Raw genomic sequence first — 12,857 nt, forward strand, 5'->3', positions numbered from 1 at the left:
ATGCGAGAGCCGCTTCAGCGGCCCGCGCCCGCGGCGCCGGCTTCACCCGGCTGCGCGTTCGGCGCGGCGTAAGCGTGCGGATCGATGCGGCGCATTTCCGTTTCGATCCAGCTTTCGACACGCGTGTTCACTTCCTCGGGTGTGAGGCCTGCCGTATCGATCGGCTTGCCGATCGACACCGTGACTATACCCGGATATTTGATGAACGAATTACGTGGCCACACGTGCCCCGCGTTGTGCGCGATCGGCACGACGGGTGCGCCGGTCGCGACAGCGAAGCGCGCGCCGCCCGTCTTGTACTTGCCCTGACTGCCCGTTTTCGTGCGCGTGCCTTCCGGAAACATGATGACCCACGCGCCTTCGTCCATGCGCGCGCGGCCCTGGCGCGTGACGGACACGAACGCGTCGCGGCCTTGCTTGCGGTCGATATGCACCATCTTCAGGAGTCCGAGCGCCCAGCCGAAGAACGGCACATAGAGCAGCTCGCGCTTGAACACGTAGCAGAGCGGACGTGGCATCAGCGCGGGGAACGCGAGCGTTTCCCATGCGGACTGATGCTTCGAAAGCAGCACGGCGGGGCCATTCGGCAGGTTCTCCATGCCCTCGATCGTGTAGCGGATGCCAATCAGATGCCGCAGCACGACGATCGTCGACTTGCACCAGCCGGCTGCCATCCAGTAGCGCTTGTCGGCACGCATGAACGGAAACGCGATGAAGCAGGCGATCGCGTACGGCACCGTGTACACGATGAAGTAAAGCATCAACAGCAGCGAACGGATGAAGCGCATGGAGTATCGGTGTTACTGGGCCGCGGAGCGGTCCTGATGCCGCGCGAGGAAGTCGAGCGCGAACGCGCGCAAATCCTTGTGAACGACGGTGCCTTCGGGCAACTGGCCTTCCTTGAGCGTCTTTTCGCCCTTGCCGGTGAGCACGAGATGCACCGGAAAGCCGAGCGCCGCGCCCGCCTGCAGATCGCGCAGCGAGTCGCCGACGACCGGCGTGTCTTCCGGATCGATCTCGAAGCGGTCGATGATCTGCTGCAACATGCCCGGCCGCGGCTTTCTGCAATCGCACTGGTCTTCGGCCGTGTGCGGGCAGAAGAACACCGCGTCGATGCGCCCGCCGACAGCCGCCGCCGCGCGATTCATCTTCTCATGCATCGCGTTCAGCGCGGCCATGTCGAACAAACCGCGCCCGATGCCCGACTGATTCGATGCGATCGCCACGCGATAGCCCGCCTGATTCAGGCGCGCGATCGCTTCGAGGCTGCCGGGAATGGCGACCCATTCGTCCGGCGACTTGATGAAGGCATCGGAATCGACGTTGATGACGCCATCGCGATCGAGGATGACCAGTTTTCGGTTCATGACCATGGCGGCGTTTTATGCGGCGAGCTTCGAAATGTCGGCGACGCAGTTCATCTGCTGATGCAATGCATTGAGCAGCGCGAGGCGATTGTTGCGCAGTGAAACGTCTTCCGCGTTCACCATTACGTCGTTGAAGAACGTGTCGACGCTCTCGCGCAACGCGGCGAGCGCGGTCAGCGCTTCCGTGTAGTTGCGCGCGGCGAGCTGGCTCTGCACGCGCGGCGTCACTTGTTCGATCTGCGCGTACAGGCTCTTTTCCGCCGCTTCGACGAGCAGTTCCTTGTTCACCGACGACGGCGCACCCTGTTCCGACTTCTTCAGGATGTTCGAGATGCGCTTGTTAGCGGCGGCAAGCGCAGCGGCTTCCGGCAGCGCGGCGAACTCGCGGACCGCATCGAGGCGCGCGACGATGTCGTCGAGACGCGTCGGATTCAGGCTCAGCACGGCTTCGATGTCGTTGGCCTCGAAGCCGCGTTCGCGCAACAGGCCACGCAGGCGGTCGATGAAGAACGCGTACACCGCTTCCTGCGAATCCGCGACTTGCGGTACGTTGACGAACTGACGCTGCGCGGCGGCGACGAGATCGCGCAAGTCGATCGGCAGCTTCTTTTCCAGCAGGATGCGCAAGACGCCCAACGCGTGACGGCGCAGCGCGAACGGATCTTTCTCGCCGGTCGGCGCGAGACCGATACCCCAGATGCCGACGATCGTTTCCAGCTTGTCCGCGAGCGCGACCGCCGCGCCGACGCCTGTGGACGGCGTTTCGTCGCCCGAGAAGCGCGGCTGATAATGCTCCGAGCACGCGAGCGCGACTTCTTCCGGCTCGCCGTCGTGACGCGCGTAGTACGTGCCCATCGTGCCTTGCAGCTCGGGGAATTCGCCGACCATGTCCGTCAGCAGATCCGCCTTCGCGAGACGCGCGGCGCGGCGCGCCAATGCGGCATCGACGCCGACCATCGGCGCGATTTCGCCCGCCAGCGCTTCGAGGCGCTCGACGCGTTGCAGCGTCGAACCGAGCTTGTTGTGATAGACCACGTTCGCGAGCAGCGGCACGCGGTCTTCGAGACGCTTCTTCTTGTCCTGCGTGAAGAAAAATTTCGCATCGGCGAGGCGCGGGCGCACGACGCGCTCATTGCCTTCGACGATCTCGCCCGGCGTCTTCGTATCGATGTTCGACACGATCAGGAAACGCGAGCGCAGCTTGCCGTGCTGGTCGGTGAGCGCGAAGTACTTCTGGTTCGTCTGCATCGTGAGGATCAGACATTCCTGCGGCACTTGCAGGAACTCCTCGTCGAAGCGGCATTCGTAGACAACCGGCCATTCGACGAGCGCGTTCACCTCATCCAGCAGCGCTTCGGGCATCACGACGCTGTCTTCGCCCGCGAACGCCTGCAACTGCGTGCGGATCGATTCACGGCGATCGTCGAAGTTCGCGACCACCTGGCCTCGGCCGCGCAGCGTCGTGGCGTACTCGTCGGCATGCGGAATCGCGACGAAGCCTTCCGACATGAAGCGATGGCCGACGGTCGTATCGCCCGAGTCGACGCCGAGCGCGCTGACCGGCACGACCTTGCGGCCATGCATCGCGATCAGGCGCTGCACCGGCCGCACGAACTGCACGCTGGTGCCGTCCGGGCGCTGATAGGTCATGACTTTCGGAATGGGCAGCTTGCCGAGCGTTTCGTCGAGCGCGGCCTGCAGGCCATCGGCGAGCGTCGCGCCCGGCGCGGCATAGCGCAGGAAGAACGCTTCGGCCTTGCCGTCCTGCGCGCGTTCGAGTTCGGCGATGGGGAAATCGGGGAAGCCGAGCGCCGCGAGCTTCTTCGCGAGCGGCGGCGTGGGGTTGCCTTCCTTGTCGAGCGCGACCGTCACCGGCAGCACTTTCTCGCGCACCTGCCTTTCCGGCGCGACATCGCGCACGTTCCTGATGAGCACGGCGAGACGGCGCGGCGTCGCGAATTTTTCGAACGAAGGCGCGCCGTCGATCAGATCGCGCGCGGCCAGGCGCTCGACGATGCCATCGGCAAACGCGGTGCCGAGACGCGCGAGCGCCTTCGGCGGCAGTTCTTCAGTCAGCAGCTCGACGAGCAGCGAAGCGTTGTTGGATTGCGTCATTGTTCTGTCGAGCCTCGTCAAACCTGTTCGTTATTGCCCGTGGGCGAGCTTTCCACCTTCAGCGGCGGCGCCCATGCGGGGCGCTGCGCTTCCTGCTCGTCGGTGATGAGATCGCGATCGCCCTTGACCGGATTGCCGAGCATCGGAAAGCCGAGCGCTTCGCGCGAGTCGTAGTAGGCCTGCGCCACGAGACGCGACAACGCGCGGATGCGGCCGATATACGCCGCGCGCTCCGTCACGGAAATGGCGCCGCGCGCATCGAGCAGATTAAACGTGTGACCTGCCTTCAGCACGAGTTCGTAGGCAGGCAGCGCGAGCTTCGCGTCGATCATCTTCTTCGCTTCTTCTTCGTAGCTCTTGAAGAACGTGAAAAGCAGATCGACGTTCGCGTGTTCGAAGTTATACGTGGACTGTTCCACTTCGTTCTGGTGGTAGACGTCGCCGTAGGTCAGCTGACGCAGCACGCGGCCGTTCGGGCCATCTTCTTCCCACTCGGTCCAGATGAGGTCGTACACGTTCTCGACCTTCTGCAGATACATGGCGAGGCGTTCGAGACCGTAGGTGATTTCGCCGAGCACCGGCTTGCAGTCGATGCCGCCCGCCTGCTGGAAGTACGTGAACTGCGTCACTTCCATGCCATTCAGCCACACTTCCCAGCCGAGGCCCCACGCGCCGAGCGTGGGATTTTCCCAGTCGTCTTCGACAAAGCGCACGTCGTTCTGCTTCAGGTCGAAGCCGAGCGCTTCGAGCGAGCCGAGGTACAGATCGAGGATGTTCTCAGGCGCGGGCTTCAGCACGACCTGATACTGATAGTAGTGCTGCAGGCGGTTCGGGTTTTCGCCGTAGCGGCCGTCTTTCGGGCGGCGCGACGGTTGGACATAGGCGGCGCGCCACGGCTCGGGGCCGATCGCGCGCAGGAACGTGTGGACGTGCGAGGTGCCCGCGCCGACTTCCATGTCGATCGGCTGGAGCAGTGCGCAGCCCTTCTCGTTCCAGTAGGACTGCAGCGTCAGAATGATTTGCTGGAAAGTGAGCATGATTGCCTTATGCGGGGCGCGGCCATCGTCGTGACGACGCGACTCGGAGGCTCGGCCGAAGTGCTAAAACGTTGAATTTTAGCCGAATGGAAGGGTGGGTGCGGCTTTTTGGGAAGCCGGGCACCCGGAAAGCGCGGATGCGCGAGCCGGGCCGCATCGCGCGGCGCGGCTTTGTTTCAATCGATATTCAACGCGTGCCCGAGCGTTTTCGGTTCGGCGCGAACGCAAACCCGAACGCCAGCAGAACCAGCGACACCACGATCACCGTCATATTCCCGCTCGTCACGTAAGGCGTGGTTCCCGCCGTGCCTTGCACGCGCGCTTCGAGCACGCCTGTCGTGAAGGTGGGCAGCTTCGACACGACATCGCCGTTCGCCGCGATCACCGCCGTCATGCCGGTATTGGTCGCGCGCAGCATCGGCCGGCCGGTTTCGATCGATCGCATGCGCGCGATCTGAAGATGCTGATCGAGCGCGATCGTGTTGCCGAACCACGCGAGGTTCGTCGAATTGACGAGAATGCCCGCGGGCGTTTCCTGCTCGCGGATCGTGCGCGCGATCTCTTCGCCGAAGATGTCCTCGTAGCAGATATCGACAGCGACCGGCTGGTTGTGCACGAGGAACGCCTTCTGCGCGACCGGTCCGCGCGCGAGGTCGCCGAGCGGAATGCCCATCATCCGCACGAACCAGTGAAAGCCGAGCGGCACGAATTCGCCGAACGGCACGAGATGATGCTTGTCGTAGCGGTAGACGCCGTTCACGTGCGGCGTGACGCCGAAGAGGCTGTTGGTGAAATCGGTCGCGCGGCCGTCGGGGAGGATCGTGACGCCCACCACGCCAAAGAGGATCGACGAGTTCGTGTCGTCCGCGAAGTTGCGGATGGCCAGAGCGAAGTCCTGCGGAATCTGCACCGACAGCACCGGCAACGCGGTCTCCGGCGTGACGATCAGATCGGCGGGTTTCTCTGTGATGAGCCGCTTGTAGAGCGCGAGGGATTCATCGATGCCTGCCTGCTCGAACTTCATCTCCTGCTTCACGTTGCCTTGCAGGAGGCGAACGTCGAGCGGCGCGTTGGCGGGCGTCGTCCATTGCACGAGCGACAACAGCGTACCCGCGACGATCAGCGCAATCGCGACGATGCCCGGCGCGAAGCGCGCTCCGAAACTCTGCGCGCGACGCAGGTTATAGAGCGTCTGCACGATCAACGCGGCGACGAGCGCGAGCACCCAGCCGACGCCATACACGCCCACGATCGCGCCGAAGCCCTTGAGCGGTCCGTCGACCTGCGCATAGCCGCTCGCGAGCCACGGGAAGCCGGTGAACACGAGGCCGCGCAACCATTCGCCGAGCGCCCATGCGCTCGCGAAGGCGAACGCGCCGTGCCACGTCGGCGCATGGCGGGGCGAGGCTTCGATGTCGCGCGCGGTCGCGGCGTCTTCATCGCCGAAACGGGCGCGGCCCGCGACGAACGACCAGGCCACGCTCGACAACGCCGGATAGATCGCGAGATACAGCGAGAACAACGCGACGGCGGCCGCGGCAAGCGCCGGAGCCATGCCGCCATAGACGTGCATGCTGACATAGAGCCACCACACGCCCGTCACGAAGTTGCCGAAGCCGAAGGCCCAGCCGGTGGCGGCGGCGCTCTTCCAGCCGCTCGTGCGCGACAGCCACGCGAAGAACAGCGCGAAGATGACGAGCTCGATCCAGCCGCCGTGCGGCGTCGGCGCGAAGGAGAGCGTGTTGACGGCGCCGAGCACCGCGGCGACGAGGTAATGCCAGAAGGGCAGCGCGCGCGGTGTCGTGGCGATCACCGAGGTGTCGCGTTGACGGGAGAGAAAGGGAAACGATGAATCGGCCATTGACGACGGTCGAGTTGGAACGGAAGCGGGCAAGGAATGAAGACGGGCGTCGGTCGATGCCGACGCCCGCGAAGCGCTCAATCGCGCAGTTCGTCTTCGTCGTCGCCCGCGTGATGATGTTGCTGGGCGAGATTCGGCACGCGCCGCACGAGGAGGACGTGAATCTGGCGGGCGTCGCCGCGCAGGATCTCGAACACGAAATCGTCGATGCGCACCTTCTCGCCGCGATGCGGCACGCGCCCGAAGCGATGCGTGACGAGACCGCCGATGGTATCGACTTCGTCGTCGGAGAAATCGGTGCCGAATTCCTCGTTGAACTGTTCGATGCCGGTGAGCGCGCGCACCCGGAACTTGCCGTCGGGCGTCGCGATGATATTGCCGGCTTCCTCGTCGAAATCGTATTCGTCCTCGATGTCGCCGACGATCTGCTCCAGCACGTCCTCGATCGTGATGAGGCCGGCGACGCCGCCGTATTCATCGACGACGAGCGCGATGTGGTTGCGGTTCACGCGAAAGTCGTGCAGCAGCACATTTAGGCGCTTCGATTCGGGGATGAAGACGGCGGGGCGCAGCATGCCGCGCACGTCGAATTCCTCTTCGGCGTAATAGCGCAGCAGGTCTTTCGCGAGCAGCACGCCGATGACGTTGTCGCGATTGCCTTCGTAGACGGGATAGCGCGAGTGTGCTTTTTCGAGCACGAAGGGGATGAACTCGGCAGGCGTGTCCGCGATGTTGATGGCGTCCATCTGCGCGCGCGGAATCATGATGTCGCGTGCGCAGAGATCGGACACCTGGAAGACGCCTTCGATCATCGAGAGCGAATCGGCGTCGAGCAGGTTGCGCTCGTGCGCGTCCTGGAGCACTTCGAGAAGTTCGTCGCGCGATTCAGGCTCGTGCGAGATGAAATCGGTCAGGCGTTCGAGAAGCGAGCGCTTTTCCTGCGGTTTGTCGGTATGGCGTCGACTGGGATAGGGTTCGTTCATAGCGGAGCGCCCGGGAGTTCCCGGGCGCGGGTTAGCGGAGAGTTAAGCATACACCAAGGCAAAACGCGGGCAGCGTGGCGCGGCGCGCATGTCATGAGCCATGCTAGCCGATAAATATGCGAGAAGTATGTCGGCCCGTGATCCTTGGCCGAACGGACGATGGCCGACGCAAAAAATCATACGGAACGAAGCGCCGCGCGCGTCATTTGCCCGCCTTCGCCTGACAGCGCTTCAACAGCGCTTCGAGCGCGCGATCCGGCATGCCGCTTTCGCGCAAAGCTTCGACCGTCCGGCTGACGTATTCGAGCGTCGTGCCGTAGCGGCCGCTCGCGCAGCCGAGCACGGTGCGCACGATCGGATCGGCGAGCTTGCCGGTATAGGACGTGGCCTCGCGGCGCATGACGAACGCGAGCGCGTCGACGCGCCGTCCGTCCGCGAGCGTGCAGGGCAGCCACGCGGGCCGGTACGACGCCATCGCCATTTCGCGACGCCACAGCACGTCGAGATGTTCGAGGGCATCGGCGCCGGCGAGCCGGAACGCCATGCCGGTGCACGAGCCGCCGCGATCCAGCGCGAGCACGAGGCCCGGCTGCTCCGGCGTGCCGCGATTCACGCGCGACCACAGATACAGCCCGCGATGATAGCCGTGCACCTTGCCGCGCACCGCCTCGAGCGTGGGCAGACCGGGGTTCCAGATCAGCGAGCCGTAACCGAAGAGCCACAGGTCCGACTTGCGGTCCCACTTCACGAGCGCCGCCTCGCGCGAGGCGGCGAGCTCCTCGTCGGTGAGGAGCGCCGATTCGCCGAGCGCGGGCGGATAGTCCGGGCAGGGCGCGGGCGTCTGTTCGGCGGGAAGCGTTGCGGGTTGCGCGGGTTCGGGCGTCTTGTCGTTCACGGCGTTCTGAACATCGGACCGGATTCAGGTCGAGGTCACGTCAAAGGCACATAAGGATCGGAGAATCCCAGAGACTGCATGATATCCGTCTCGATGGATTCCATCTCTTGCGCCTCGCTTTCGACTTCGTGATCGTAGCCCTGCGCATGCAGCGTGCCGTGGACGATCAGGTGCGCGTAGTGCGCGGCGAGCGGCTTGCCCTGCTCGGCGGCCTCGCGCTCGACGACCGGGCAGCACAGGATCAGATCGCCCGCGACGGGATCCTCCTCCGATTCCGCGTAGGCGAACGTGAGCACGTTGGTGGCGTAATCCTTCTGCCGATACGTCCGGTTGAGCATGCGGCCTTCGTCCTCGTCGACGAAGCGCACGGTCAGCTCGGCGTCCGCGAAAAGCGATGCCTTGATCCAGCGCACGACGGTCGCGCGCGGCAGGATCGCCTTGTGCGAAGGGAACGCCTTCGCGGCGGGGAACTGCAACGTCAAAGTGAGGCGCGGCTTCATTCGGGCTTTTGGGCCTGCTGTGCTGCACGCGCGGCTTCGGCGAGCGCGGCGTCCTTCTGCGCCTGCGCGTCGTAAGCCTCGACGATGCGCGCCACGAGCGGATGCCGCACCACGTCCGCCGACGTGAAGTGCGTAATGGCGATGCCGCGCACTTCCGACAGCACGTGCTGCGCCTCGATCAGCCCGCTCTTCTGGCCGCGCGGCAAGTCGACCTGAGTCGTATCGCCGGTGACGACCGCCTTCGAGCCGAAGCCGATACGCGTGAGGAACATCTTCATCTGCTCGGGCGTGGTGTTCTGCGCCTCGTCGAGAATGATGAACGCGTGGTTCAGCGTGCGCCCGCGCATGTACGCGAGCGGCGCGATTTCGATCATCTGGCGCTCGAACATCTTCGCGGTCTTGTCGAAGCCGAGCAGATCGTAGAGCGCATCGTAGAGCGGACGCAGATACGGATCGACCTTCTGCGCGAGATCGCCCGGCAGGAAGCCGAGCCGCTCGCCCGCCTCGACGGCCGGGCGCGTGAGCACGATGCGCTTCACCTGATCGCGCTCGAGCGCATCGACCGCGCACGCGACCGCGAGATACGTCTTGCCCGTGCCCGCCGGCCCAATGCCGAAGGTCACGTCATGCTGGAGGATCTGCTTCAGATACTCGCGCTGCGCGGGCGTGCGGCCGCGCAGGTCGGCGCGGCGCGTGTAGAGCTTCGGCCCGTGGTCCTCGTCCTCGCCGAGATCGATCGTCGCGCTGGGTTCATCGAAGGGATGATCCAGGTCGCCGCGAAAACGCGGATCGGCCTCGGCCTCTTCGCCGTTGGCCTCGCGCGCGTCCTTCGCGCGGCGCGTCGCATGGCTGGCTTCGACAAGCGCGAGCTGGATGTCATCGACGGAAATCGGATCGCGCGCGCGGTTGTAGAAGTTTTCGAGCGCCGCGAGCGCGACTTTCGCGCCACGGCCACGGATCGAAATCTTGTGGCCGCGCCGGGAGAGCGTCACGTCGAGCGCCTGCTCGATCTGCCGCAGGTTTTCGTCGAGCGGGCCGCAGAGGTTGGCGAGCCGCGCGTTGTCCTCGCGCGGTGCGGTGAATTCCAGATGCTGCGTAGGAGCGTTCTTCAAAGTGACTTTGAATTCCTGTCTTTAATGCGTCAGCTCGGGCGCCATCACGAGCTCGCCGCGCAGCGAGTGCGGATACGCGTGCACGATCTTCACGTCGATCATCTGGCCGATCAGGCGCGCGTGCGATGCCACCGGCGCGGGGAAGTTGACGACACGGTTGTTCTGCGTGCGTCCGGCGAGCTCGTTCGGGTCCTTGCGCGCCGGGCGCTCCACCAGAATGCGCTCGACCTTGCCGACCATCGACTCGCTGATGCGCTGCACGTTCTGCTCGATCGTCGCCTGCAAGTGTTGCAGACGTTCGAGCTTCACTTCGCGCGGCGTGTCGTCGTGCAGGTTCGCGGCGGGCGTGCCGGGGCGCGGGCTGTAGATGAACGAGAAGCTCGTGTCGTAGCTCATCTCGTCGATGAGCGTCATCATCTTGTTGAAATCGTCCTCGGTTTCGCCAGGGAAGCCCACGATGAAGTCGGTCGACAGCGACAAGTCCGGACGGATCGCGCGCAATTTGCGGATGACCGATTTGTATTCGAGCACGGTGTAGCCGCGCTTCATCGCCATCAGGATGCGGTCCGAGCCGTGCTGCACCGGCAAATGCAGATGCGAGACGAGCTTCGGCACCTTCGCGTAGGTGTCGATGAGGCGCTGCGTGAATTCCTTCGGATGCGACGTGGTGTAGCGAATGCGCTCGATGCCCGGCACGTCCGCGACATACTCGATGAGCGTCGCGAAATCCGCGATTTCGCTCGAACCGAGCGTCAGCGCGCCACGATACGCATTCACGTTCTGGCCGAGCAGCGTGACTTCGCGCACGCCCTGATCGGCGAGGCCGGCGATTTCCGTGAGCACGTCATCCAGCGGGCGCGACACTTCTTCGCCGCGCGTGTAGGGCACGACGCAATAGCTGCAATATTTCGAGCAGCCTTCCATGATCGACACGAACGCGCTCGGGCCTTCGACGCGCGCGGGCGGCAGGTGATCGAACTTCTCGATTTCCGGGAACGTGATGTCCACCTGCGCGCGGCCGGTGGCGCGGCGTTGATCGATCATCGCGGGCAGGCGATGCAGCGTCTGCGGGCCGAACACGAGATCGACATACGGCGCGCGCGCGACGATCGACGCGCCTTCCTGGCTCGCGACGCAACCGCCGACGCCGATCAGCAGATTCGGGTTCGCTTCCTTGAGCTCACGCACGCGGCCGAGATCGGAGAACACTTTCTCCTGGGCCTTTTCGCGCACCGAGCACGTGTTGAACAGAATGACGTCCGCGTCTTCGGGCGTGTCCGTCTTGACGAGTCCTTCCGCGGCGCCGAGCACGTCGACCATCTTGTCGGAGTCGTACTCGTTCATCTGGCAGCCGAAGGTCTTTACATAAACTTTCTTGGTCATGAATCGTCGCCGGTCGCAGTGGTTAACCTGGGGGCGCTATAAAAGAGATTGAACGGGAGTTTCGCGGACTTCTACAGTGATCTGCCCGCTTTTTACTGTAATTTAGCCCGATATTATAGCTCCGGCGGCAATTCCTGACGCCGTGGCCTGCGATCCGGCGGATAGGCGAGATCGCCGAGCAGTTCGTCGGCCGTTTTCTCGAAGCGCTCGACCAGGAAGTCCAGCAGCACGCGCACGCGCGGCGCCATGTAGCGGTTCGCATGAAAAAGCGCGTGCACGGCGGCCTCGTGCGTGCACCAGTCGGGCAGCACCATCCGCAGCGTGCCGGCGCGCACGTCGGCGGCAATGTCCCAGATCGATTTATGCGCGATGCCGTGGCCCGCTAGCGCCCACTCGCGCAACAGCGCGCCGTCGTTGGTTTCCCATGCGTCCGCGAGCGGGATCGTATAGGCGTAGCGCTCGTCGCCGCGCACGAAACTCAACTCGTTGAGCGGCCCGTTCGCCGTGACCACGATAACGAAATCGTGCCCCACCAGATCCGCGGGCGTCTTCGGAACGCCTTTCTTCGCGAGATATTCCGGCGACGCGCACAGCACCCGGCGATTCGGCGCAAGCGCGCGCGCGGCGAGTCCGCTTTCGGGCGGCGCGCCAAAGCGAATCGCGAGATCGATTTCCTCAAGCAGCAGATTCGACACCGAGTCTGACAGCGTGAGCGCGAAGCGCACGTCCGGATGCAGCGCGCTGAATTCATCGAGCCAGCCGCGCAGCAGCGAGCGCCCGAAATTCGACGTCGCCGAAATGCGCACCTTGCCGCGCACGACGTTCTGGCCGGCTTGCAGCGCGGCCTCGGCGTCGTCGATCGCCTGCAATGCGACGCGGCAATGCTGCAGATACATGCGGCCTTCGTCCGTGACGCGCAGTTGACGCGTCGTGCGCTCGAAGAGCCGCGTGCGCAACGCCTTTTCCAGCTTGATGAGCCGCGCGCTCGCCGCCGCCGGCGACAGTCCGAGCTTGCGTCCCGCCGCCGACAGGCTGCCCGCAGCCGCTGCTTCCACGAAAAGGCGCATGTCGCCCAGCCGGTCCATCGTCATTTTCAAATCCGGTTTGATAATGATTCAAAGCGTAGACCAATTCTCAAAACAGTGCCCGCCTCGCAAAATGCGACCCAAGCGTAAACCCTTGCGGGGCACCCACGTATGCAACTGGACCACGTCACGATCGTCGCGCCCGACTGCGATGCGCTCATGCGCTTTTTCGTCGATATCGCCGGCATGCGGGTCGGGCCGAGGCCGCCTTTCGGCGTCGGCGGCTACTGGCTCTATCTCGGCGCGCGGCCGGCGGTGCATCTGATCGCATCGGGCGCGTCGTCGGCGTCGGCATCGGCGGAGCGGCAAGGCGTGACGCGCATCGACCATCTGGCGCTGCGCATAGGCGACGAAGCCGAATGGCGCGCATTGCTCGAACGTCTCGATTGCCACGGCTACGCGTATCAGCTCGCCGAAGTGCCGCTCGCGCGCGAGTTGCAGCTTTTCGTGCGGCTGGCGCCGGGCGTCGTCGTCGAATTCGTGGCTGCTCAACCCCGCGCTCAATCCTGATCTGGAGTC

Annotated in this window: 12 protein-coding genes; 1 reads left to right on the plus strand and 11 read right to left on the minus strand. The window is 64.5% G+C overall.

The window, feature by feature from the left end:
• Nucleotides 1-14 precede the first annotated feature (14 nt).
• The 11 genes from AC1Z32_RS15695 to AC1Z32_RS15745 form a co-directional block, all read right to left on the minus strand.
• Complete coding sequence (locus AC1Z32_RS15695; protein WP_483479502.1) at nt 15-788, minus strand: lysophospholipid acyltransferase family protein; 774 nt, start codon at nt 786-788, stop codon at nt 15-17.
• Between the two features lie 12 nt (nt 789-800).
• Nucleotides 801-1,373 carry a D-glycero-beta-D-manno-heptose 1,7-bisphosphate 7-phosphatase gene (gmhB, locus tag AC1Z32_RS15700; RefSeq protein ID WP_483479503.1) on the minus strand — a complete coding sequence of 191 codons (573 nt, stop codon included), beginning with the start codon at nt 1,371-1,373 and terminating at the stop codon, nt 801-803.
• 9 nt (nt 1,374-1,382) lie between these two features.
• Nucleotides 1,383-3,482 (minus strand): glycine--tRNA ligase subunit beta, encoded by a 2,100-nt coding sequence (gene glyS, locus AC1Z32_RS15705; protein ID WP_483479504.1) that lies wholly within the window; start codon nt 3,480-3,482, stop codon nt 1,383-1,385.
• Between the two features lie 17 nt (nt 3,483-3,499).
• Nucleotides 3,500-4,519, minus strand: a complete 1,020-nt coding sequence (gene glyQ / locus AC1Z32_RS15710) for a glycine--tRNA ligase subunit alpha (RefSeq protein WP_483479505.1) — start codon at nt 4,517-4,519, stop codon at nt 3,500-3,502.
• 187 nt (nt 4,520-4,706) lie between these two features.
• A complete protein-coding gene (gene lnt / locus AC1Z32_RS15715; protein ID WP_483479506.1) occupies nt 4,707-6,380 on the minus strand; it encodes an apolipoprotein N-acyltransferase in 1,674 nt (557 codons plus the stop codon).
• 77 nt (nt 6,381-6,457) lie between these two features.
• Nucleotides 6,458-7,363, minus strand: a complete 906-nt coding sequence (locus tag AC1Z32_RS15720) for an HlyC/CorC family transporter (RefSeq protein WP_483479507.1) — start codon at nt 7,361-7,363, stop codon at nt 6,458-6,460.
• Nucleotides 7,364-7,565: 202 nt separating this feature from the next.
• Nucleotides 7,566-8,258, minus strand: a complete 693-nt coding sequence (locus tag AC1Z32_RS15725; RefSeq protein WP_483479508.1) for a gamma-glutamylcyclotransferase — start codon at nt 8,256-8,258, stop codon at nt 7,566-7,568.
• 35 nt (nt 8,259-8,293) lie between these two features.
• Complete coding sequence (gene ybeY, locus AC1Z32_RS15730) at nt 8,294-8,758, minus strand: rRNA maturation RNase YbeY (protein WP_483479509.1); 465 nt, start codon at nt 8,756-8,758, stop codon at nt 8,294-8,296.
• Entirely contained in the window at nt 8,755-9,870 is a 1,116-nt protein-coding gene (locus tag AC1Z32_RS15735) for a PhoH family protein (RefSeq protein WP_062604682.1), read from the minus strand. The genes ybeY and AC1Z32_RS15735 overlap by 4 nt, the downstream gene beginning before the upstream one ends.
• Nucleotides 9,871-9,891: 21 nt before the next feature.
• A complete protein-coding gene (gene miaB / locus AC1Z32_RS15740; protein ID WP_483479510.1) occupies nt 9,892-11,253 on the minus strand; it encodes a tRNA (N6-isopentenyl adenosine(37)-C2)-methylthiotransferase MiaB in 1,362 nt (453 codons plus the stop codon).
• 113 nt (nt 11,254-11,366) lie between these two features.
• Nucleotides 11,367-12,338 carry a LysR family transcriptional regulator gene (locus tag AC1Z32_RS15745; protein WP_483481645.1) on the minus strand — a complete coding sequence of 324 codons (972 nt, stop codon included), beginning with the start codon at nt 12,336-12,338 and terminating at the stop codon, nt 11,367-11,369.
• A gap of 111 nt (nt 12,339-12,449) precedes the next feature.
• On the opposite strand from AC1Z32_RS15745, the gene AC1Z32_RS15750 reads away from it, so the two are divergent.
• Nucleotides 12,450-12,848: a VOC family protein gene (locus AC1Z32_RS15750; RefSeq protein ID WP_483479511.1), complete on the plus strand. Its 399-nt coding sequence runs from the start codon at nt 12,450-12,452 to the stop codon at nt 12,846-12,848.
• Nucleotides 12,849-12,857: the final 9 nt, after the last annotated feature.

The organism is Caballeronia sp. 11_S32, assembly GCF_056930355.1.

What these genes read in the sequence shown, in the direction of transcription:
- AC1Z32_RS15695 (WP_483479502.1), bottom strand. Translation starts at nt 788, where the DNA reads ATGCGCTTCATCCGTTCGCTGCTGTTGATGCTTTACTTCATCGTGTAC.
- gmhB (WP_483479503.1), bottom strand. Translation starts at nt 1,373, where the DNA reads ATGGTCATGAACCGAAAACTGGTCATCCTCGATCGCGATGGCGTCATC.
- glyS (WP_483479504.1), bottom strand. Translation starts at nt 3,482, where the DNA reads ATGACGCAATCCAACAACGCTTCGCTGCTCGTCGAGCTGCTGACTGAA.
- glyQ (WP_483479505.1), bottom strand. Translation starts at nt 4,519, where the DNA reads ATGCTCACTTTCCAGCAAATCATTCTGACGCTGCAGTCCTACTGGAAC.
- lnt (WP_483479506.1), bottom strand. Translation starts at nt 6,380, where the DNA reads ATGGCCGATTCATCGTTTCCCTTTCTCTCCCGTCAACGCGACACCTCG.
- AC1Z32_RS15720 (WP_483479507.1), bottom strand. Translation starts at nt 7,363, where the DNA reads ATGAACGAACCCTATCCCAGTCGACGCCATACCGACAAACCGCAGGAA.
- ybeY (WP_483479509.1), bottom strand. Translation starts at nt 8,758, where the DNA reads ATGAAGCCGCGCCTCACTTTGACGTTGCAGTTCCCCGCCGCGAAGGCG.
- miaB (WP_483479510.1), bottom strand. Translation starts at nt 11,253, where the DNA reads ATGACCAAGAAAGTTTATGTAAAGACCTTCGGCTGCCAGATGAACGAG.
- AC1Z32_RS15745 (WP_483481645.1), bottom strand. Translation starts at nt 12,338, where the DNA reads ATGGACCGGCTGGGCGACATGCGCCTTTTCGTGGAAGCAGCGGCTGCG.
- AC1Z32_RS15750 (WP_483479511.1), top strand. Translation starts at nt 12,450, where the DNA reads ATGCAACTGGACCACGTCACGATCGTCGCGCCCGACTGCGATGCGCTC.